Source organism: Pseudomonas sp. PSPC3-2, assembly GCF_049897085.1.
Lineage (GTDB): Bacteria > Pseudomonadota > Gammaproteobacteria > Pseudomonadales > Pseudomonadaceae > Aquipseudomonas > Aquipseudomonas paraveronii.
Genome location: NZ_JAFCVO010000010.1, coordinates 68,859 through 87,996, shown reverse-complemented (window position 1 = coordinate 87,996; position 19,138 = coordinate 68,859). Strand labels below are relative to the sequence as shown.

19 protein-coding genes, 1 tRNA gene and 1 pseudogene are annotated in these 19,138 nt (G+C 60.8%); 9 read left to right on the top strand and 12 right to left on the bottom strand.

Going from position 1 to position 19,138, the window contains the following annotated elements; all coding sequences use genetic code 11:
• Nucleotides 1-16 precede the first annotated feature (16 nt).
• Entirely contained in the window at nucleotides 17-184 is a 168-nt protein-coding gene (locus tag ACP7CJ_RS17850) for a hypothetical protein (protein WP_426100875.1), read from the bottom strand.
• A gap of 307 nt (nucleotides 185-491) precedes the next feature.
• Between ACP7CJ_RS17850 and ACP7CJ_RS17845 the strand changes: the two genes are divergently transcribed.
• The 3 genes and pseudogenes from ACP7CJ_RS17845 to ACP7CJ_RS17835 form a co-directional block, all read left to right on the top strand.
• Nucleotides 492-1,328 carry a S24 family peptidase gene (locus ACP7CJ_RS17845; RefSeq protein WP_426100873.1) on the top strand — a complete coding sequence of 279 codons (837 nt, stop codon included), beginning with the start codon at nucleotides 492-494 and terminating at the stop codon, nucleotides 1,326-1,328.
• A gap of 51 nt (nucleotides 1,329-1,379) precedes the next feature.
• The gene (locus tag ACP7CJ_RS17840; protein ID WP_276197606.1) at nucleotides 1,380-2,033 is read left to right on the top strand and encodes a putative 2OG-Fe(II) oxygenase; all 654 of its coding nucleotides are present in this window, start codon (nucleotides 1,380-1,382) and stop codon (nucleotides 2,031-2,033) included.
• Between the two features lie 170 nt (nucleotides 2,034-2,203).
• Nucleotides 2,204-3,074, top strand: a pseudogene (locus tag ACP7CJ_RS17835) (IS110 family transposase); the annotation flags it as partial.
• A 488-nt stretch (nucleotides 3,075-3,562) separates the two neighbouring features.
• Here the strand turns inward: ACP7CJ_RS17835 and ACP7CJ_RS17830 are convergent.
• Nucleotides 3,563-3,653: transfer RNA gene (locus ACP7CJ_RS17830), tRNA-Ser, on the bottom strand.
• A gap of 152 nt (nucleotides 3,654-3,805) precedes the next feature.
• Between ACP7CJ_RS17830 and ACP7CJ_RS17825 the strand changes: the two genes are divergently transcribed.
• Nucleotides 3,806-4,477, top strand: coding sequence for a Bax inhibitor-1/YccA family protein (locus ACP7CJ_RS17825; protein WP_247404731.1), 672 nt, complete (start codon nucleotides 3,806-3,808; stop codon nucleotides 4,475-4,477).
• A gap of 73 nt (nucleotides 4,478-4,550) precedes the next feature.
• Here the strand turns inward: ACP7CJ_RS17825 and murB are convergent, their stop codons facing one another.
• The 8 genes from murB to ACP7CJ_RS17785 all read right to left on the bottom strand — a co-directional run bounded on the left by murB (nucleotide 4,551) and on the right by ACP7CJ_RS17785 (nucleotide 11,406).
• On the bottom strand, nucleotides 4,551-5,570 hold the full coding sequence (murB, locus tag ACP7CJ_RS17820) for a UDP-N-acetylmuramate dehydrogenase (RefSeq protein WP_426100871.1): 1,020 nt from the start codon (nucleotides 5,568-5,570) through the stop codon (nucleotides 4,551-4,553).
• Nucleotides 5,567-6,031, bottom strand: a complete 465-nt coding sequence (locus tag ACP7CJ_RS17815; protein ID WP_276197555.1) for a low molecular weight protein-tyrosine-phosphatase — start codon at nucleotides 6,029-6,031, stop codon at nucleotides 5,567-5,569. The genes murB and ACP7CJ_RS17815 overlap by 4 nt, the downstream gene beginning before the upstream one ends.
• Nucleotides 6,031-6,795 carry a 3-deoxy-manno-octulosonate cytidylyltransferase gene (gene kdsB, locus ACP7CJ_RS17810; protein WP_426100869.1) on the bottom strand — a complete coding sequence of 255 codons (765 nt, stop codon included), beginning with the start codon at nucleotides 6,793-6,795 and terminating at the stop codon, nucleotides 6,031-6,033. The genes ACP7CJ_RS17815 and kdsB overlap by 1 nt, the downstream gene beginning before the upstream one ends.
• Nucleotides 6,792-6,977 carry a Trm112 family protein gene (locus ACP7CJ_RS17805; protein ID WP_003174668.1) on the bottom strand — a complete coding sequence of 62 codons (186 nt, stop codon included), beginning with the start codon at nucleotides 6,975-6,977 and terminating at the stop codon, nucleotides 6,792-6,794. Before ACP7CJ_RS17805 ends, kdsB begins: the two co-directional genes overlap by 4 nt.
• Nucleotides 6,978-7,000: 23 nt before the next feature.
• Entirely contained in the window at nucleotides 7,001-8,011 is a 1,011-nt protein-coding gene (gene lpxK / locus ACP7CJ_RS17800; protein WP_276197553.1) for a tetraacyldisaccharide 4'-kinase, read from the bottom strand.
• Nucleotides 8,011-8,439, bottom strand: coding sequence for an ExbD/TolR family protein (locus ACP7CJ_RS17795; protein ID WP_024076131.1), 429 nt, complete (start codon nucleotides 8,437-8,439; stop codon nucleotides 8,011-8,013). The genes lpxK and ACP7CJ_RS17795 overlap by 1 nt, the downstream gene beginning before the upstream one ends.
• Nucleotides 8,436-9,071, bottom strand: coding sequence for a MotA/TolQ/ExbB proton channel family protein (locus tag ACP7CJ_RS17790; RefSeq protein ID WP_276197552.1), 636 nt, complete (start codon nucleotides 9,069-9,071; stop codon nucleotides 8,436-8,438). Before ACP7CJ_RS17790 ends, ACP7CJ_RS17795 begins: the two co-directional genes overlap by 4 nt.
• Before the next feature lie 109 nt (nucleotides 9,072-9,180).
• A complete protein-coding gene (locus ACP7CJ_RS17785; RefSeq protein WP_426100867.1) occupies nucleotides 9,181-11,406 on the bottom strand; it encodes a DNA internalization-related competence protein ComEC/Rec2 in 2,226 nt (741 codons plus the stop codon).
• A gap of 135 nt (nucleotides 11,407-11,541) precedes the next feature.
• Between ACP7CJ_RS17785 and ACP7CJ_RS17780 the strand changes: the two genes are divergently transcribed.
• Nucleotides 11,542-12,057, top strand: coding sequence for a DUF2062 domain-containing protein (locus ACP7CJ_RS17780; RefSeq protein WP_426100866.1), 516 nt, complete (start codon nucleotides 11,542-11,544; stop codon nucleotides 12,055-12,057).
• A 3-nt stretch (nucleotides 12,058-12,060) separates the two neighbouring features.
• On the opposite strand, the gene ACP7CJ_RS17775 is transcribed toward ACP7CJ_RS17780, so the two are convergent.
• Both ACP7CJ_RS17775 and ACP7CJ_RS17770 read right to left on the bottom strand, forming a co-directional pair.
• The gene (locus ACP7CJ_RS17775) at nucleotides 12,061-13,431 is read right to left on the bottom strand and encodes a sensor histidine kinase (RefSeq protein ID WP_276197549.1); all 1,371 of its coding nucleotides are present in this window, start codon (nucleotides 13,429-13,431) and stop codon (nucleotides 12,061-12,063) included.
• The gene (locus ACP7CJ_RS17770; RefSeq protein WP_426100864.1) at nucleotides 13,418-14,146 is read right to left on the bottom strand and encodes a response regulator transcription factor; all 729 of its coding nucleotides are present in this window, start codon (nucleotides 14,144-14,146) and stop codon (nucleotides 13,418-13,420) included. The genes ACP7CJ_RS17775 and ACP7CJ_RS17770 overlap by 14 nt, the downstream gene beginning before the upstream one ends.
• Before the next feature lie 205 nt (nucleotides 14,147-14,351).
• Here ACP7CJ_RS17770 and ACP7CJ_RS17765 point away from each other — a divergent pair, with 205 nt between their 5' ends.
• The 4 genes from ACP7CJ_RS17765 (at nucleotide 14,352) to ACP7CJ_RS17750 (ending at nucleotide 19,100) form a co-directional block, all read left to right on the top strand.
• Complete coding sequence (locus tag ACP7CJ_RS17765) at nucleotides 14,352-17,105, top strand: response regulator (RefSeq protein ID WP_276197547.1); 2,754 nt, start codon at nucleotides 14,352-14,354, stop codon at nucleotides 17,103-17,105.
• 92 nt (nucleotides 17,106-17,197) lie between these two features.
• Nucleotides 17,198-18,187: a 2-hydroxyacid dehydrogenase gene (locus ACP7CJ_RS17760; protein ID WP_426100862.1), complete on the top strand. Its 990-nt coding sequence runs from the start codon at nucleotides 17,198-17,200 to the stop codon at nucleotides 18,185-18,187.
• Nucleotides 18,188-18,258: 71 nt separating this feature from the next.
• Complete coding sequence (locus tag ACP7CJ_RS17755; RefSeq protein ID WP_169881558.1) at nucleotides 18,259-18,699, top strand: hypothetical protein; 441 nt, start codon at nucleotides 18,259-18,261, stop codon at nucleotides 18,697-18,699.
• Nucleotides 18,696-19,100 carry an META domain-containing protein gene (locus ACP7CJ_RS17750; protein ID WP_253396716.1) on the top strand — a complete coding sequence of 135 codons (405 nt, stop codon included), beginning with the start codon at nucleotides 18,696-18,698 and terminating at the stop codon, nucleotides 19,098-19,100. Before ACP7CJ_RS17755 ends, ACP7CJ_RS17750 begins: the two co-directional genes overlap by 4 nt.
• Nucleotides 19,101-19,138 lie beyond the last annotated feature (38 nt).

Sequence of the window (19,138 nt, the reverse complement as noted above, 5' to 3'; positions counted from 1 at the left end):
CACGCCCTCAGCACGATCAGTCCTTGGTCCCCGTCACTGGTGATGGCGTTAATTCGTTGAGCATGCGCCGGGGCAAGTTGGGTTCGCGCGGCGCCATAAACCCCGCCGACGGCGCCGGGCACGACAGGTGCAGGTCACGGCTCAGTGCCTGGGCGTAACCGTCTTGGCTCAGGCTGGTACGCACGATCCGGGTGCAGACCCGCAATGGTGATCTCGCTACCTGATGCATCCTGAAGACGGTCTGCCAGGTCAGCCGAGGCCTTTCGGTGACCGCCTGCCAACTGCCACAGGTGCCCTACCGTCGTCTTAGCTGCGGCAGCCAATGACTGGCGCCGTTCGTTTGAAGCGCTGGCGAGCCCATCGCGCAGATGGTCATTCATGGATCTCTTCTTAAATACAGGTTAAATTTAGCTTGAAGCTACTATTTCAGCAAAAACTGTTTAGCCTTGAGCACATTTAGCATTGAGCTAAACACTGGCATTCTTGCCTGTATGGATATTTATGAGATTCGCAAGCAGCAACTAGTCAGCCTCATAGGCGCCCAGCGAAAAGGCGCTTGCGCTGAGCGCTGGGGGATGGCTCCTGCGCACCTGAGTCAGATACTGTCTGACAAGACTGCAAAGAATTTGGGCGATGACGTTGCGCGTCGAATTGAAGTAATTGAGGGCTTGCCTAGAGGCTGGTTTGATTCAATCTCGGCGGATGAAGCCATCAATTTAGTTGGCGGGGATTCTGATAGCGCCGGAGTGGGTGACGCGTCAGGGCAGACCACCGCAGACCAAGTCAGGCTGATGCTTGCCAACGTTAAAGGGTTGTCGAGTACTGCCAGAGATAGGATTATTGCGGCGGCCGATGAGTCGAGTAACGTCGTCACAGTCGACTTCTCCCGCCCCGACCCGGTCGGCGATGAGGTGTGGATCGCACACTACGATGTCCGTGGCGCAATGGGTGCCGGTGAGGTACACCATGGCTATCCCGAGATACTCCAGGGCATCCGGGTAAGCCCTAAGCACCTACGCGAGATGGGCATCGAGTTCAAAGAGCACTTTCACCTGAAAATGGTGACAGGCTGGGGCCAGTCGATGGCGCCGACGATCAAGAACCGTGATCCGCTGCTGGTTGATATTACGATCAGGGAGTTCACGGGTGAAGGAACTTATGTGCTCACCTGGCAGGGCCACCTGCACATCAAACGACTGCACATCCTCGATGAAGACCATTTCGAGATGATTTCTGATAACGAGAGGCATGGTGTCCGAAAGATCAGAAGGGACGATACCTACATTCAGGCGCGAGTGCTATATGTGTGGAATGGACAGCCGCTTTAGCGCCATGCCCCTCACCAAGGCAAACCAGCAAATGTACCGAGAGCCAAAAAAATGAAAGCCATGGTTGAACCTGAAGCAATTAAAATAACTCGGCTATTCACCACTCCTGTCGCAAGCATAATTCATCCGTTAGCACACAGCCTCAATCCTCAGCTCCTGGAAATTATCCGTGAGCGGATGGAGAAAGATCCAGGATCTCGCCATAGCAACCAGGGTGGATGGCAGTCAACTGGCGACTTCAATGAGTGGGGCGGTATTCAGGGGCGGGAATTACACGATTTTGCCAGCAAAGCTGCCTCAGAATTAACCGCTGTGCATTCCCAGGAGTTCGGCTTAAGCGAAGCGCAGTTTCCATGGACTAGTAACAGTTGGGCGAATGTCAATCTCGCAGGTCAGAGCAACTCCGTGCACGGCCATGCGGGCGCATTCTGGTCTGCAGTTTATTGGGTAGACGATGGTGGGCGTCATGAAGACCCAAGCATAGGTGGTGACTTGAGTTTTATTGACCCTCGCGGCTTGATGCCTTCGGTATACAATCCGAGTCTGCGCATGAAGGTAGAGGGATGCGTGAGTGCTGGTTGCAACGCCAGCTTTGCCGCAACTAGCGGCATGCTGCTTCTATTTCCCTCTTGGTTGATGCATTCAGTAGAGTTGTTCAGCGGGCATCGCCCACGTGTTTCTATCGCGTTCAATTTCGGCTTGTAATTCTGGGTAAGTGAAACTGAATATATTCAAAGTTGTGAATTAGTCACCGCTTACTCCTGGAAGGCTAAGGACTCTAAAGCCCGCCGATCACGGGCTAATGAGATGGTCACCCCCAACACCCTGTGAGGGCTACGCTTTCACGGGGTGTTTTGTTTTCGGAGGCCATCATCATGAGCGAGTCAGCGCTGATCGGTATCGATCTCGGCAAACACACTTTCCACCTGCACGGCCAGGATAAGTCGCGAGGTCTTTCGCAGAAAATGCTCACGGGCGCAGATGATGCGGCTTTTCGGCAATGTGCCGAGCTGTGTCGTGGTGATGGAGGCCTGCGCAGGGTCGCATTTTGTCGCTCGCCAACTGATGGCGATGGGGCATACGGCCAAGCTGGTCTCTCCGCAGTTTGTTCGCCCCTTCGTCAAGGACAACAAAAACGACTTTGTCGACGTTAAGGCGATTTGCGAAGCCGATTCTCGTCCATCCATACGCTTCGTTACGCCTAAAACCGAATCTCAGCAAACCCTGTCTGTGCTGCATCGGATGCGCGAATCGTTGGTGCGTGAGCGCACCAAAACGGCTAATCAGATGCACGGTTTCCTGCTGGAGTTTGGCATCAGCCTGCCCAAGGGATTGGCCATCATGAAGCGTTTGGCGAGCGTCTTGGCCGAGCATGAATTACCCGTTCGTCTGACGGTATTGTTACAACGCCTACACGATCACTTCGTCTATCTGGATGAGCAAATCAAGGTCTTGGATAAAGAACTGGCGGGCCAACTGGCCGACGATGACCTGGGTAGTCGTTTGCTGAGCATGCCGTGTTTCGGCCCGATCACCGCCAGCCTGCTGGCTGTGGAGATGGGCGATGGCAAGCAGTACCGATGCAGTCGGGACTTTGCTGCCTCCTTTGGCTTGGTGCCCAGGCAGTACAGCATGGGCGGCAAGGCCAATTTGCTGGGGATCAGCAAGCGGGGTGACAAGCACCTGCGACAACTGTTGGTGCAGTGTTCCAGGGTCTATATGCAGAGGCTGGATCACCCTTCAGGTTTTGCGATAGCTGAACAACAGATGATGTGAACGGCACACCGGCCTGGCGAAAATCCTGACACAAAAATCGGCTTCAGAAGCCGACATTTTTTTAAGGATCGTCAGGCGCGACGCTCATCGTGGGGCTGGGGCATGCCCCAACAGACGCCGGATAGATTTAAGCAAGCCAACCACACCACCCGTTAATCAGTATTGCAAAAATGGGGGTGACCATAGATTTCTATGCTTGTCAGAAAGGTGCCAGTTCCTCTTCAGGTTCAAATTCTACCCTGCCCGCTAACTCGACCTCCTGTTGCTCCCACCTCTCCGTCACGCTGCCGTCATCGTTGACAAGCGCATCACGGAGACGGTCTACAGGCGCGCTGGCGAGATCGTGAAGCCGACTCGTTGATCTCGAATCTGGCGGAGTTGCGGAAACCGCCTGAAATGATGCTTCCCAAACCCCAGAAACACAAAAGCCCCGCATTGCGGGGCTTTCGTATGAATCTTGGCGGGAAACCAGGGATTCGAACCCTGGGAACGCTATTAACGTTCGCCGGTTTTCAAGACCGGTGCATTCAACCACTCTGCCAATTTCCCTTTTGCATCACAGGATTATAGCAGCCCATCCTGTCTCAGCGGGCGCCATAATACCCGAATGAAACACACTGTCAAACTCTCACCATCGCTTGTTACAGAGCGTCTGTTATGATCTTTGCGACTGAACGTTTCAAAATCGAAGGAGTGTCGCCATGCGCGAACAGAATTACGCAGTGAATGGTAACGCGCAGGCTGAGCAGCTTGAAGTCAGCCGCGTCTTGCGCAACACCTATGGCTTGCTCGCCCTTACCCTCGCATTCAGCGGCGTGATGGCGTTCATGGCCCAGCAGATGCGCGTCGGCTACCCGAATATCTTTGTCGTGTTGATCGGCTTCTACGGTCTGTTCTTCCTGACCAACAAGCTGCGCGACTCGGCCTGGGGCCTGGTGTCGGCATTTGCATTGACCGGTTTCATGGGGTTTATCCTCGGCCCGATCCTTAACCGTTACCTCGGCATGGCCGGCGGCGCGGAAGTGGTCAGCTCGGCGTTTGCGATGACAGCCCTGGTGTTTGGTGGTTTGTCGGCGTATGTGCTGATTACCCGCAAGGACATGAGCTTCCTGGGTGGCTTCATCACCGCCGGTTTCTTCGTGTTGCTAGGGGCAGTGGTTGCCGGTATGTTCTTCCAGATCAGCGGTCTGCAGTTGGCGATCAGCGCAGGCTTTGTGCTGTTTTCCTCCGTGTGCATCCTGTTCCAGACCAGCGCCATCATCCACGGCGGTGAGCGCAACTACATCATGGCGACCATCAGCCTGTATGTGTCGATCTACAACCTGTTTATCAGCCTGTTGCAGATCTTTGGCATCATGAGCCGCGACGACTGATTGCCAGCAGCATAAAAATGCCCCGCATCGCGAGATACGGGGCATTTTTGTTTCAGAGGGCTTTGTTCTGGGCTCAGTACTGGTTGGGCTCCATCTCCAGATCGACCTTGAAACGTTCGGCAATATCCTGCTGGATACGTAGCGCCAGGTTCGCGATGTCATGCCCTGTGGCGCCACCGTAGTTGACCAGCACCAATGCCTGCATCTTATGCACGCCGGCATCGCCATCACGAAAGCCCTTCCAACCGGCCTTGTCGATCAACCAGCCGGCGGCGAGTTTCATCTGGCCGTCCGCCTGGGGATAGGCCACCAAGTCCGGATACAAGCCTTGCAGCTCAGCCGCCAACGCCTGGGATACCAGTGGGTTTTTGAAGAAGCTGCCGGCGTTGCCCAGCTCTGCGGGGTCCGGCAGTTTTTCCCGACGAATGCTGCAGACTGCCCGACTGACATCGCTCGGAGTGGCTTCGGTAATCCCCTGCCCGGCCAGGCGCTGTTGCACTGGGCCGTAGTCGAGCTTGAGGTGGCTGACGCGGCTCAAGGCAAACCGTACTCGCAGGATCAACCAACGCCCGATTTCGTGTTTAAACAGGCTGTCCCGGTAGGCGAAGTTACATTCTTCCAGGTTGAAATCACGCAACTCGCCGGTCTGGCGGTCCAGGGCCGTCAAGCCGGCGAACACATCCTTGATCTCCACACCGTAGGCGCCGATGTTTTGCATCGGTGCCGCGCCCACGGTGCCGGGGATCAAGCTGAGGTTTTCGAGACCGCAGAGGCCATGTTCCAGGGTCCACAATACAAACGGATGCCAGGCTTCGCCCGCTTCGGCCTCGACCAGCACGTGCTTGCCATCATCCTGCAGCACCCGAATGCCCCGGGTAGCCATGCGCAATACCAGGGCTGGAATGTCCCGGGTCAGCAGCAGGTTGCTGCCACCGCCGATCACCAGCAGCGGCACTGCCTGCGCAGCGGCGTAGGCCAGGGCTTCGCGAACATCCGCGTCGCTATGGGCCTCGGCGAAGAGCTGGGCACGCACGTCGATACCAAAGCTGTTGAATGGCTTGAGCGATACCTGCGCAAGCACGTGCAAGGTCATAACCGCCCCTTCAATTCGATCACCAATAAATCACAGGCTCGCTCGATCAGGTCCAGGACCCGCTCAAAGCCTTGTTCGCCTTCATAGTAAGGATCTGGCACCTCGTCCACTTCCGAGTCGTAGCGGCGCAGGAACAGGTCCAGCTCGGCCTTGCCCTGCCCCGGTTGCATGGCCTTGAGGTTGCGCAGGTTGCTGTGGTCCATCGCCAGGATCAGGTCGTAGCGCGCAAAGTCGGCGCTGCTGACCTGCTGAGCACGCTGGGCCGACAGATCATAACCCCGCGCCCGCGCTGCACGCTGGCTACGCTGGTCCGGTGGGTTGCCGACATGCCATTCACCCGTGCCGGCAGACGCCACGTCGACCTGGCCGGCCAAACCCGCTTCGTACAATTTATGACGCAATACACCTTCAGCGGTTGGCGAGCGGCAGATATTGCCCAGACAGACAAACAGAACCTCCATCAGGCCCCCAGCAGGCGGCGGACGCGGTCGAGGTCTTCCTGGGTGTCGACACCCGCAGGCGGTGCTTCCAGAGCATCGGCGACGTGGATGCGCACGCCGTGCCACAGGGCACGTAGTTGCTCCAGGGATTCGGTGTTTTCCAGCCAGCACGGGCCCCAACTAACGAAGTCCTGCAGGAAACCGGCGCGGTAGGCATAGATACCGATGTGACGGCGGTACGGCACGCCCTCTGGCAACAGGTCAGGGTTCCTGGCAAAAGCATCCCGTGCCCAGGGCAACGTCGAGCGACTGAACGTCAGCGCCAGGCCGTTGATGTCGCTGACCACCTTGACCACGTTCGGATTGAACAGGGTGTCGATATCTTCGATGGGTTCGGCCAGGGTCGCCATGCGCGCTTCACCATGGGCAGCCAGGTTGGCGGCCACTTGGTCGATCACGCTCGGCGGGATCAACGGCTCGTCACCTTGCACATTGACCACGATGGCATCAGGCGCCAGGCCAAGCTGTGTGGCCACTTCGGCCAGGCGGTCGGTACCGGAATTGTGGTCTTCGCGGGTCAGTACCGCTTCGGCACCGAAGGTTTTGCAGGCGTCGATAATACGTGGATCATCGGTAGCCACCACCACGCGCTCGGCGTTGCTTTTGCAGGCCTGTTCCCATACCAACTGAATCATCGGCTTGTTGCCGATCAGTTGCAGCGGTTTACCCGGCAGGCGGGTCGAGGCGTAGCGCGATGGAATGACAACGGTAAAGGCTGTAGTCATTTATCCAGACGCTCGTCGGTAGTCAGCGTGCGGGCTTCGCTTTCCAGCATCACCGGGATGCCATCACGGATCGGGTAAGCCAGGCCGGCGCCTTTGCTGATCAGTTCGGTCTTGTCAGCACTGAGCTTGAGTGGGCCTTTGCAGATCGGGCAAGCGAGGATGTCGAGCAGTTTGGTGTCCATGAGTGTTTCCTGGAATGAAGCGTTTAAGGCAAGAGACGGGAGGGCAACAGACGCATCAGTTGCGTGTCGAACCAGGCGACAAACGCCGGCGACGGCACCGCATCCACCGCAAGGTACCACCAGTCAGGCTGGGCAAAGACGCGGCACTTCACCGCGTCCTTCTCGGTCATGACCAGCGGCAATGATGGTGTGAAATTCAAGACCTCGGCGCTGTAGGGCGCATGGTCGGCAAAAACATGGGGTATCGGTTGCCAGTGTAGCGTTTCAAGGGTGTTGAAGAAACGTTGCGGGTTGCCGATCCCGGCGACCGCATGCACCTGCTGGCCTGCTGGGAAGTAATCGACCGGCTGGCGCTCGCCGGTTTGCAAGTTGACCAACGCCGTGGGCCGCAGGCAAAAGGCGAAGCCATCTTCGCGATCGGCCCCGGCGCCATTATAGAGCAGCGCATCCACGCTCTGCAGGCGCTCCACCGGTTCGCGCAACGGCCCGGCAGGCAGGCAGCGGCGATTGCCCAGGCCCCGAGCGGCGTCGATCAGCACCAGTTCAAGGTCGCGAGCCAGCCGGTAATGCTGCAGGCCGTCGTCGGAGAGGATCAGGTCCAGGGTTTCGCTGGCCAGCAGCGTCTTCACCGCGCGACTGCGGTCAGGGTCGATCATCAAGGGGACGCCGCAGCGCTGCACGATCAGCAAGGGTTCATCGCCAGCCACTTCGGCACTGTGGCCGGCCTCGACCCGCCACGGCAATTGCGGTGGCTTGGCGCCATACCCGCGACTGACCACGCCCACGCGCAAACCGCTACGTTGGCAGTGCTCAATCAACCACAGGATCAACGGTGTCTTGCCAGTCCCGCCCACGGTGATGTTACCGACCACCACCACCGGCACCGGCGATTGGTAGATCTCGCCCTCGCCCGCCAGGAAGCGCGCGCGCTTGCGCTGCACCACCGCGCGATACAGCGACTCCAGCGGCCGCAACAACGTCAGCGCCGGATGGCCCTCGTACCAGGCCTTGAGCAAACGATCGGACATGGCCATCAGGGTTGGCTCGCCGCCTCGACGGTGCTCATGCGCAAGTGGCTGAACCCCAGCTTGCCAGCAGCGTCCATCGCGGTAATCACCGCCTGGTGCTGGGTCTTGCCATCGGCACTGATGGAGAGTGGCATCTTGGTATCGCCACCGGACTCTTTCTGCAGGGCCTCCATCAGGCTGTTGAGGTCGTTCTTCTCGAGCAACTGGTTATTCACTGAAAACACGCCGTCGGCACTGATGGCGATATCCAGTTGCTTGACCTCCTGGTCCTCGGCCGGCGAGCCGCTGACCGCTTCCGGCAAATCGACCCGCAGCTCGGTCTGCCGTGTAAAGGTGGTGGTCACGACAAAAAACAGCAGCAGGATAAACACCACGTCGATCAGCGACGCGAGGTTGATATCAACATTTTCCCGTTGCTTGCGGCGAAATTTCACGCTTTGCCCCCGACCAGGTCCACGTCACGATCGCCCTGCACCACTTCCACCAGCTTGATGGCTTCCTGCTCCATGCCGACCACGAGCTCATCGATCCGGCGTTGCAGGAAACGGTGGAAGAACACCGAGGGAATACCGACCATCAGACCCGCCGCCGTGGTGATCAAGGCCTTCGAGATACCACCGGCCAGCACCGACGCGTTGGTGGTCATGCCCGAGCCCATGAACGAGCTGAAAATATCGATCATGCCCAGGACTGTGCCCAGCAGACCGAGCAACGGTGCCATGGCGGCGATAGTGCCGAGGGCGTTGATATAACGCTCCAGCTCATGGATAACCCGCGCCGCGGCCTCTTCAATGCACTCTTTCATGATCTCGCGACCATGCTTGGAGTTGGCCAACCCGGCCGCGAGGATTTCACCCAGGGGCGAATTGGCGCGCAGTTCCTTGAGTTTCTGCTTGTCGAGTTGCTTGTTCTTGATCCAGCCCCAGACCTGTCCCAGCAGATGCTCGGGCGTGACGCGACTGGCGCGCAGGGTCCACAGGCGTTCGGCAACGATGCCGAGTGCGGCGATGGAGCTCAAGATGATCGGCAACATCATCCAGCCGCCGGATTTGACCAATTCCCACACAGTGAATGTCCCCTCGAAAAAGTGCGCCACTTTACCATATAGGTCAGGCAGCGGGGCTCGTCGACCCACGACCCGCCTGTCGCAGGCTTCGGTCATTGGTAACGCCCGGTTACGGTAACGCTTCTCGCCAGAAGCGGCGTTGACTGCGCGCAACAATCGGTGGCGCGAAGGTCCCTAATCGCAAACGCACCGCACCCTGTTCGGCGCTGTCATACACCTGACTACCCAATGCTTGATAGCGTTCCACCACCTGCGGATGAGGATGGCCGAACGCATTGCCACGCCCTCGGGAAATCAGCACCGATTTCGGCGCCAGCCGCTGCAGAAAGGGCCCGGATGAAGAGCTGCGGCTACCGTGGTGAGGTGCTTGCAGCCAATCGGTCGGCACCGCCAGGGCCGAGGCCAGAAACGCCTTCTCAGCGGCACGATCGATATCGCCAGTGAGCAGCAGGCGTTCGCCATTGGCCTGCACCTGCAATACACAGGACTTCGGGTTGCTGCTAATGGCGTCGGGCCATTGCCAAAGTTCAAATGACACACCATCCCACACCCACTGCTCACCGCTGATACAAGGCTGAGTGTGAAGAAACGCCGGCAACCCTTCGGTTTCGCCACCGACGACCCGTTTGATCGGCAGCCCGCTGGCGACAGCTGCCGCACCGCCGGCATGATCGGCATCGGCATGGCTCAATAACATCATCTCCAAAGCGTCTATTCCGAGTTTCTTCAGCGACGGCAACACCACCCGCGCGCCGAGATCGGCCGCCCCGGAGCGCGGGCCGGCATCGTAGAGCAAGGTGTGATGGCGGGTGCGCAGGATCAATGCCTGCCCTTGCCCGACATCCAACTGCAACACATCCACCTGCCCGTGGGGCACCGGCTCGCGCGGCGGGAACACTGCCAACAACAGCATCGGCCAGCCCAGCAGCCGAAACGGCACGCCCTTGGGCAGCAGCAGCAACACCGCACCGATCAGGCTTACCAGCCAATACCCCACGGGTACCTCGGCCGGTATCCACGCAGGTAATTGCGCCGCCAGTAGCGCCAGGGCGTTGAACAAGCCGCCCAGCGCCCCACCCGCCAGCCATAACAAGCCCTCGCCCACGAACGGCAGCGCCAGCAGTGCAGTCCCTAGTAAAGCTAGGGGCAACACCACCAGACTGATCCACGGCACCGCGAATAGATTGGCCAGCGGCGCGCTGAGACTGATGGGCAAACCGAGCACCAGCAACACCGGGAAAAGACCGATGGCAATCAACCATTGCGGACGGGTCCATGCCTGCCAGACGCTCCACCGCCCCAATCGCCCACCGAAAGTCAGCGCCAGCACCGCCACCGCCGCAAAGGACAGCCAGAAACCCGGCTGCAAGCTGGCCAAGGGTTCAAGGATCAGCACACCATTGAACGCCAGCAACAGTGGCCACCAGATGCCCAAATGACGGAAACGCAAACGCCACAGCAACACCAGCCCCACCATCACACAGGCGCGCTGCACCGGCACGCCGAATCCCGCCAGCAGGCCGTACCCCAGCGCTGCGCTAAACGCCAGGCCACACGCCCACGGCAGCCACGGCCAGGTGCGCGGCCAGCAGCCGTAGCGCGCCAGAGCGGCGACGAGCGCGTAGATCAACCCCGCCAACAGGCCGATGTGCTGGCCGGAAATCACCAGCAAATGCACCGTGCCGGTGTCCTGCAAGACACGCCAGTCCTCGGCCGCCAGCCCCGATCCGTCCCCCAGCACCAGGGCCGCCAGTCCTGCCTCGCGCCCTTGGGCATCCACCGCCATCAAGCGCTGACGGACCGCGTCGCGCCAAGCATTGCGGGCCGGCGCCAGGCGTTCGCCGTCCTTCACCGAGCCGGTGGCGCCAATACGTTGGGCCAGCAGCCAGGCTTCATGGTCAACGCCATGGAAGTTGAGCAAGCCCGACGGACGTTTAAGCGTCACCGCGAGGCGCCAGCGTTCACCGCTGCGTACCGGTGGCCCACCGTGCCAGGACAGCCGAATCCGCGCGGGCAGCCGGGCTTTGCGCGACCGGCTGTCGGTCAGTTCGAAACGCACGCCGCTGTCGGTCTGCTGCGGCAACCCGGTCACGCGCCCCTCCAGCCAACGTGTCTGGCCGTCGAGCGCCGGACGCAAGCGGTCATCCAGCGCCCACTGCGCGCTCATGCACGCCCAGCTCAAGCCGAATAGGAAAAACGCCAGCGGGTAAGTACGAAACGGCAGCAGCATCAACGCCACCAGCAGCAGGGCCAACAGCGCCCCGGTAGGCGGCAGTGCGGGTAGAAATCGCAGCGCAAGCAGCCCGAGTGCAAGCGCGAACATCCCTGTCCTCATGGATCATTCCTTTGAAGTGATCCACTCAGTCTTAGCCGCCGCCCGGGCACCGCCTATGATGTTTTGTCACAAAGTCTGAATTTTCTGTTTATAGAATGCGGGCATACTTGCCCCTCGATCTGACCTGGACCCCTTATGCCCCGGCGCTTATTCAAACGGTACATGCCCGACCCCACGAGTATCAGGGAACACAAGTCATTACAGTTTCTTGGCACCTTGTTGCATGACCCGAACCTCTGGCACCTGAATCGGCACTCGGTGGCGCGCGCCATGGCGGTGGGCCTGTTCGCGGCCTTTATCCCGATCCCCTTGCAGATGCTATTGGCGGCAGCGCTGGCAATCACCGTGCGTGGCAATATGCCGATTGCCATCAGCCTGGTGTGGTTGACCAACCCGATCACCATGCCGGTGGTGTTTCTGTGTACCTACATGACTGGCGCCTGGCTGATGAATGTGCCACCGCGCAGCCTGCCTCACGACATGACATGGGAGTGGATCAGCGGGCAGTTGAGCACGCTGTGGCAGCCGTTCCTGCTCGGTTCGGTGGTACTGGGCGCGGTGCTGGGCACGCTGGCTTATTGCCTGACCATGGGGTACTGGCGCTGGTGGGTCGCGCACCAATGGAAAAAACGCAAACAGCGTCGCGCTTGAGCCCTAGGCTGCCAGCAAACGCACATGCACACGCAAGCCTTGGCCGGTATTTTCCGCCCACAGGCTACCGTCCTGACGCTGCACCGCATTGCGCGCGATGCTCAACCCTAGCCCGAAGCCGCCGTCGCCAGGTCGTGAGCCATCCAAACGGGTAAACGGCGCGAAGATCCGTTCTAGGTCGCGCTCATCAATGCCCCCGCCCTGATCCTCCAGCCACAGGTGCCAGTATTCGCCATCACGGCGCCCATCCAGGCTGACGACACCGTCCACCGGTGAATGCCGTATGGCGTTGCGCAGGATATTTTCCAAGGCCTGGGCCGATGCGTTCAGATTGCCGCGTACCCAACAGTCTTGCCCCAGCAAGCATGGCAGCCGCGAGGCTGGCCAATCGCTTTCGAAACAGGCGTTTTCCTTGAGCATGTCCCAGAGCGCCTGAACCTGAATATCTTCGACAGGCAGCGGCGTCCGTTCGGTATCCAGCCAGGCCAATTGAAGACTGTCCTCCACCAGGCGCTGCATCGCGTCGATCTCTCGCCCCAACCGTTCACGCAGTTGCGCCAGATCCTGCTCGCTGTCACAAGCCACGCGCAAACGGCTCAGAGGGGTGCGCAGTTCATGGGACATGTCCCGCAACAACTGTTGCTGCAACACCACCGTGCCCTGCAAACGCTCGGACATATGGTCAAATGCCCGACCCAGCTCGCCCAATTCATCCTGACGACTGGTGGCTGCGTAGGACAGCCGTGTGTTCAATTGGTCGACACGCCAGGCATTGGCCTGCTCGCGCAGCTGGTTCAGCGGCACGATCAGCAGCCGATAGAGGCCGATGCACAACAACAGGGTAAACAGACCGGGAATCACGCCATTGGTCACCACCCGCCAAAACAGTTGGTAACGTCCCGGCATAAAGCGCTGGGGCAACTCGATCACCAGCGAGCCGACGCTGGGGTCCAGGGGAAACGGGATTTTCAACCATGGCAGGCCTTTGACGTGGCGGCTGACCGGCCAGTCCAGGCCACGCAGGAAGGTCAGGCGCTGACTTTCCTTGTCGGTCAACGGCGTGCTGCCAAGGGACTGCAGGTCGTTGCCGATCACGCCGATCCAGATGCTTTCACGCGCCGCCATCAGTTGCAGCCAGGCGTCCACGCCGGCACTGTCCTGGGTCCTCCAGGCCAACTCCGCTCCCGCCGCATAACCGCTGAGAATCTCGCGAGAGGTTTCGGACAGGTAGGCGTTCTGCTGCTCCATGTACCGACCCCAGGACCAACTGAGCCAGATCATCAACAAACAGAAGGCAATCAGCAGGCAGGCCAGTTTCCAGAATAACGAGTGTTTACCCGGCAGCCGTTTCAAGCCCCCTTCAAAGGCCGTCATCGTGACCGCTCAGCACATAGCCCTTGCCCCACACCGTGCACACTTCACGCTCGCTGTAGCCGATGGCTTTGAGTTTGCGGCGAGTCTGGCTGATATGCATGTCGAGGCTGCGGTCATGCGGCGCATAACCGCGCTGCAGCACATGCTGATAAAGGAAGGCCTTGCTCAGCACTTCCTCGCCGCTGCTGTGCAAGGTGTGCAGCAGGCGGTACTCGCTGCGGGTCAAGCCGGCCCAGTGTCGCTGGTAGAAGACGTCGGACAGTTCGTCGTCAAAGCGCAGGCTACGGGCGTCGTCGCGCACGGGCGGCAAACTCGCCAGCGGGCGGCGATCCAGGGCCACCCGGCGCAGGATGGCTTCGATACGCACCCGCAACTCGACCATGCTGAACGGCTTGGGCAGGTAATCGTCCGCGCCCAGGCGAAAGCCGTTCACGCGATCGGCTTCGGCGCCCAGGGCCGACACCAGGATCACCGGCACCGAATGGCTCTGGCGCAGGTGCGTGAGGATCTCCAGCCCATCCAACCCAGGTAGCAGAATGTCCATCAACACCACGTCGAAGGCTTGCTCGCGGGCCATTTTCAGGCCTTGCTGACCGTTCTGGCACCACGTGACCTGGAAGCCACAGCGCCCCAGATGCTCATGGACATAGGCGCCCAGCACGGGGTCATCTTCGATGGTCAGGATACTGGGTAGGCCAATTGCTGCGGGATTCATTAGCGTCTGCAAGTAATTCTCAATCACTGATTATTCAAGATTCCCCTCCGCCAGGCAATCGCCACGTCGTGCCAAATGGCTCGTAGATTGCCATCCGTGATTAATTTGCAAGATTCCAGACCGCGCAAATGGCTACACTGCGCGGGTGACGCGGGCCGGATGCCTGCACGGACGATTGATAACAACGTGGTTGCAGGAGAGTGGCGTGCTTACAAGAATGGGGATAAAAGGCCGCGTACTGTTGCTGACCTTATTACCGACCAGCCTGATGGCCTTATTGCTGGGCGGCTATTTCACCTGGATGCAGCTCTCGGAGTTGCAGTCCCAGTTGCTGCAACGCGGCGAAATGATCGCCGAGCAGTTGGCCCCGTTGGCGGCTCCCGCCCTGAGCAGCAAGAACACCGACCTGCTGGAACGCATCGCCACCCAATCTCTGGAACAACCGGACGTGCGCGCCGTTTCTTTCCTCGCACCGGACCGCTCGTCCATGGCCCACGCCGGCCCGACCATGCTCAACCCGCCGCCGGCGGGTAACAGCTCACACCTGTTGCAGCGCACCGGCAACGATGCCACCCGCTACCTGCTGCCGGTGTTTGGGCGCCATCGCAACCTTGCCGGCGAGCTGATCCCCGATGAAGCCGACCGCCTGCTCGGTTGGGTCGAGGTGGAACTGTCCCACAACGGCATGTTGCTGCGCGGTTACCGCAGCCTGTTCGCCAGCCTGCTGTTGATCGCCATCGGCCTGATCTGCACGGCGGCCCTGGCCCTGCGTATCAGCCGCACCATCAATTCGCCGATCGGCCAGATCAAGCAAGCCGTGGCCCAACTCAAGGACGGCAACCTGGAAACCCGCTTGCCTGCGCTGGGCAGCCAGGAACTGGATCAACTCGCCTCGGGCATCAACCGCATGGCCGAGACCCTACAGAACGCCCGGGAAGAACTGCAGCACAGCATCGACCAGGCCACCGAAGACGTGCGCCAGAACCTGGAAACCATCGAAATCCAGAACATCGAGCTGGACCTGGCGCGCAAGGAAGCCCTGGAGGCCAGCCGCATCAAGTCGGAGTTCCTGGCCAATATGAGCCACGAAATCCGCACGCCGCTCAACGGCATCCTCGGTTTCACCCACCTGCTGCAAAAAAGCGAGCTGACGCCGCGCCAGTTGGATTACCTGGGCACCATCGAAAAGTCCGCCGATAACCTGCTGGGCATCATCAACGAGATCCTCGACTTCTCGAAGATCGAAGCCGGCAAGCTGGTACTCGACAGCGTGCCCTTCAACCTGCGGGACTTGCTGCAAGACACCCTGACCATCCTCGCCCCCGCCGCCCATGCCAAACAGCTAGAACTGGTGAGCCTGGTGTACCGCGACACACCGCTGGCATTGGTGGGTGACCCGCTGCGCCTCAAGCAGATTCTGACCAACCTGATCAGCAATGCGATCAAGTTCACCCGCGAAGGCACCATCGTGGCCCGCGCGATGATCGAGGATGAACAGGAAGACAGCGTGCAACTGCGCATCAGTGTGCAAGACACCGGCATCGGCCTGTCCAGCCAGGACGTGCGCACGCTGTTCCAGGCGTTCAGCCAGGCCGACAATTCGCTGTCGCGCCAACCGGGCGGCACCGGCCTGGGCCTGGTGATTTCCAAGCGCTTGATCGAACAGATGGGCGGCGAAATCGGCGTCGACAGCACACCGGGCGAAGGCTCGGAATTCTGGATCAGCCTGAACCTGCCCAAGACCCGCGACGACGTCGAAGACCTGCCCTCTGCGCCGCTGCTCGGCCGCCGCGTGGCCGTGCTGGAAAACCACGAACTGGCGCGCCAGGCCTTGCAGCACCAACTCGAAGACTGCGGCCTGGAAGTCACGCCGTTCAATACCCTGGAAAGCCTGACCAACGGCATCACCAGCGCGCACCAGACCGAACAGGCGATCGACCTGGCGGTACTCGGCGTCACTGCCAATGACATCCCGCCCGAGCGCCTCAACCAGCATCTGTGGGACCTCGAACACCTGGGCTGCAAGGTACTGGTGCTGTGCCCGACCACCGAGCAAATGCTGTTCAACCAGTCGGTGCCCAACCCCAACAGTCAGTTGCAGGCCAAGCCCGCGTGTACGCGCAAGCTGCGCCGCGCCCTGGCCGACCTGATCAGCCCGCGCCCCTCTCGCTCCGAGCCGGGCGAGCCACTCTCCAGCCGCGCGCCCCGCGTGCTCTGTGTGGATGACAACCCGGCCAACCTATTACTGGTGCAAACCCTGCTGGAAGACATGGGCGCCAAAGTCCAGGCAGTGGAAAGCGGTTACGCGGCCATCGAGGCAGTCAAGCAGGAAACCTTCGACCTGGTGCTGATGGACGTGCAGATGCCGGGCATTGACGGGCGCCAAAGTACCGAGGCGATTCGCCAGTGGGAAAGCGAGCGCCACGGCACGCCGCTGCCGGTGGTGGCCCTCACCGCCCACGCCATGGCCAACGAAAAGCGTGCGCTGCTGCAAAGCGGCATGGACGACTACCTGACCAAACCCATCAGCGAGCGGCAATTGGCCCAGGTGGTGTTGAAATGGACCGGCCTGGCCCTGCGCAACCAAGGGCCGGAACGCCCGACCGAAGGCCTCGGCCCAGGCGTGCGATTGCTCGTGCTGGACCACGAGGAAGGCCTGCGACTGGCCGCGGGCAAGGCTGACCTGGCGGCGGACATGCTCGCGATGTTGCTCGCCTCCCTGGAAGCCGACCGCCTGGCGATTACCCTCGCCCGCGAAGCCAATGACAACCACGCCTTGATCGAACGCGTCCATCGCCTGCACGGCGCCACCCGTTACTGCGGCGTGCCGCAACTGCGCGCCGCCTGCCAACGCGCCGAAACCCTGCTCAAGCAGGACGACGCCAAGGCCATGGCCGCGCTGGACGAGCTGGACATGGCCATTGCCCGGTTGGCCAGTGAAGCGAGGGTCAGCGCCTGACACTTTTTATGGAGGCGGACTTGTGTGGGAGCGGGTGCGCTCGCTCCCACAGGGTCCGCGTTACCAAAACATAGATTGCAGGGAGCATTTTAATGCGCGTCATTCTTTTCAGCAGCCAGACCTACGACCGCGACAGTTTTCTCGGCGTGCCGCTACCGCCCGGCCTGGAACTGCAATTCCAGCCCGCCCGGCTCACCCTCGACACCGTGGCCCTGGCCGAACACCACGAAGCGGTCTGCGCGTTTATCAACGATGACCTCAGCGCACCCGTGCTCGAGCACCTGGCCAAGGGCGGCACCCGCTTGATCGCGCTGCGCTCGGCCGGTTACAACCATGTCGACCTCGCCGCCGCCAAGCGCCTGGGCCTGACCATCGTGCGGGTGCCCGCCTATTCGCCGCATGCCATCGCCGAACACGCCGTGGCGCTGATTCTCGCATTGAACCGGCGCCTGCATCGTGCCTACAACCGCACCCGCGAGGGCGACTTCAGCCTGCACGGCCTGACTGGCTTCGACCTCGTCGGCAAGACCGTCGGCGTGGTCGGCACCGGGCAGATCGGCGCCACCTTCGCCAAAATCATGGCCGGCTTCGGCTGCCACCTGCTGGCCTACGACCCGTTTCCCAACCCGCTGGTCCAGGCCCTCGGCGCTCGCTATGTGAGCCTGCCCGAACTGCTGGCCGAGGCGCAGATCATCAGCCTGCACTGCCCGCTCACCGCCGACAGCAAGCACCTGATCAATGCGCGCTCCCTGGCGCAGATGCAGCCCGGCGCGATGCTGATCAACACCGGACGCGGTGGCCTGGTGGACACCCCCGCGCTGATCGAAGCGCTCAAGGACGGCCAACTCGGCTACCTGGGGCTGGATGTGTACGAAGAAGAAGCCCAGCTGTTTTTCGAGGACCGTTCCGACCTGCCCCTGCAAGACGACGTGCTCGCGCGCCTGCTGACGTTCCCCAACGTGATCATCACCGCGCACCAGGCATTCCTCACCCGCGAGGCCCTGGCGGCGATCGCCGACACCACCCTGGCCAATATCGCGGCCTGGGCCGATGGCCGTGCGCAGAATCGTGTCGACGGATGATCAGCGGTCACATACCAGGCGCATGATCCGCAGGCGCGCGTGCTAGGATGCCGCGCCTATTTGGAGGAACCATGGCCGAACACGATTTCCGCTTCAGCTTGCTGAGCCCGCAACACACCCTGATCGAATGCCGCGCCCTGGTGCCGGGCCGTTACCAGGTCACCGGCAACGGTGGTTCGATCAAGCATGGCGACGTACTGATCGTCACCCTGCGCGGCAGTAAAACCCTGTCGATGCGCCTCACCGTCGAAGGTGACGCGCGCTACTCCATCCGCCCGGCGGGCCAGTGGGTCGCCATGGCCCAGGGGCCGAAGTTCGGCGAACTGGAGATTCACACCTGGAACGTCAACTGCGACAGCTGCGAGGCCGTGCTGGAGTTTGAATTCGCGGTGGAGACCAAGCTGACCAAGGAACCGCTGCAACCGGCCGCCAATGCGCGCATTGCCGAGTTGGGCTGGGCCAGCGAAGGCGCCAAGCACCGCTGCCCGAAATGCCAGAAGGCTGCGCAATGAAGGGCCTGCTTCTGCTGGCCGCCGTCGGGGCCGGCCTGATGGGCTGCGCCGGTGATGCGGTAAAGCTCGAGCAGGATCACAGCTACGTGGTGGAATGGATCGGTGAGCGGCCGCTGATGGATTACGCGCACCTGAGTGTCACCCTGGGCGCCGATGGTCGCGCCTACGGCAACGGCGGGTGCAACCACTGGTTTGCACCGTACACCGTGGAGGGCGACAAACTCAGCTTCGGCAAGATCGGCAGTACCCGCAAACTCTGCGGCGACGCCCTGATGGAACAGGAACACCGTTTCTTCCAGGCCCTGCAAGGCGTTGAGCGCTGGGACATCTCGCCGATCGAGCAGACCCGTTTCTGGCCTGCCGAAGGCAAACCCATTCGCCTGTGGCTTGAAGAAGGCTGATAGCGAAGCCCGCAGGCTCAATGTGATCTAACTGTGGG

Excerpts from the sequence above, each read along its gene's own strand:
- ACP7CJ_RS17845 (WP_426100873.1), top strand. The coding sequence starts at position 492 with ATGGATATTTATGAGATTCGCAAGCAGCAACTAGTCAGCCTCATAGGC.
- ACP7CJ_RS17840 (WP_276197606.1), top strand. The coding sequence starts at position 1,380 with ATGAAAGCCATGGTTGAACCTGAAGCAATTAAAATAACTCGGCTATTC.
- ACP7CJ_RS17825 (WP_247404731.1), top strand. The coding sequence starts at position 3,806 with ATGCGCGAACAGAATTACGCAGTGAATGGTAACGCGCAGGCTGAGCAG.
- murB (WP_426100871.1), bottom strand. The coding sequence starts at position 5,570 with ATGACCTTGCACGTGCTTGCGCAGGTATCGCTCAAGCCATTCAACAGC.
- ACP7CJ_RS17815 (WP_276197555.1), bottom strand. The coding sequence starts at position 6,031 with ATGGAGGTTCTGTTTGTCTGTCTGGGCAATATCTGCCGCTCGCCAACC.
- kdsB (WP_426100869.1), bottom strand. The coding sequence starts at position 6,795 with ATGACTACAGCCTTTACCGTTGTCATTCCATCGCGCTACGCCTCGACC.
- ACP7CJ_RS17805 (WP_003174668.1), bottom strand. The coding sequence starts at position 6,977 with ATGGACACCAAACTGCTCGACATCCTCGCTTGCCCGATCTGCAAAGGC.
- lpxK (WP_276197553.1), bottom strand. The coding sequence starts at position 8,011 with ATGGCCATGTCCGATCGTTTGCTCAAGGCCTGGTACGAGGGCCATCCG.
- ACP7CJ_RS17785 (WP_426100867.1), bottom strand. The coding sequence starts at position 11,406 with ATGAGGACAGGGATGTTCGCGCTTGCACTCGGGCTGCTTGCGCTGCGA.
- ACP7CJ_RS17780 (WP_426100866.1), top strand. The coding sequence starts at position 11,542 with ATGCCCCGGCGCTTATTCAAACGGTACATGCCCGACCCCACGAGTATC.
- ACP7CJ_RS17775 (WP_276197549.1), bottom strand. The coding sequence starts at position 13,431 with ATGACGGCCTTTGAAGGGGGCTTGAAACGGCTGCCGGGTAAACACTCG.
- ACP7CJ_RS17770 (WP_426100864.1), bottom strand. The coding sequence starts at position 14,146 with ATGAATCCCGCAGCAATTGGCCTACCCAGTATCCTGACCATCGAAGAT.
- ACP7CJ_RS17760 (WP_426100862.1), top strand. The coding sequence starts at position 17,198 with ATGCGCGTCATTCTTTTCAGCAGCCAGACCTACGACCGCGACAGTTTT.
- ACP7CJ_RS17755 (WP_169881558.1), top strand. The coding sequence starts at position 18,259 with ATGGCCGAACACGATTTCCGCTTCAGCTTGCTGAGCCCGCAACACACC.
- ACP7CJ_RS17750 (WP_253396716.1), top strand. The coding sequence starts at position 18,696 with ATGAAGGGCCTGCTTCTGCTGGCCGCCGTCGGGGCCGGCCTGATGGGC.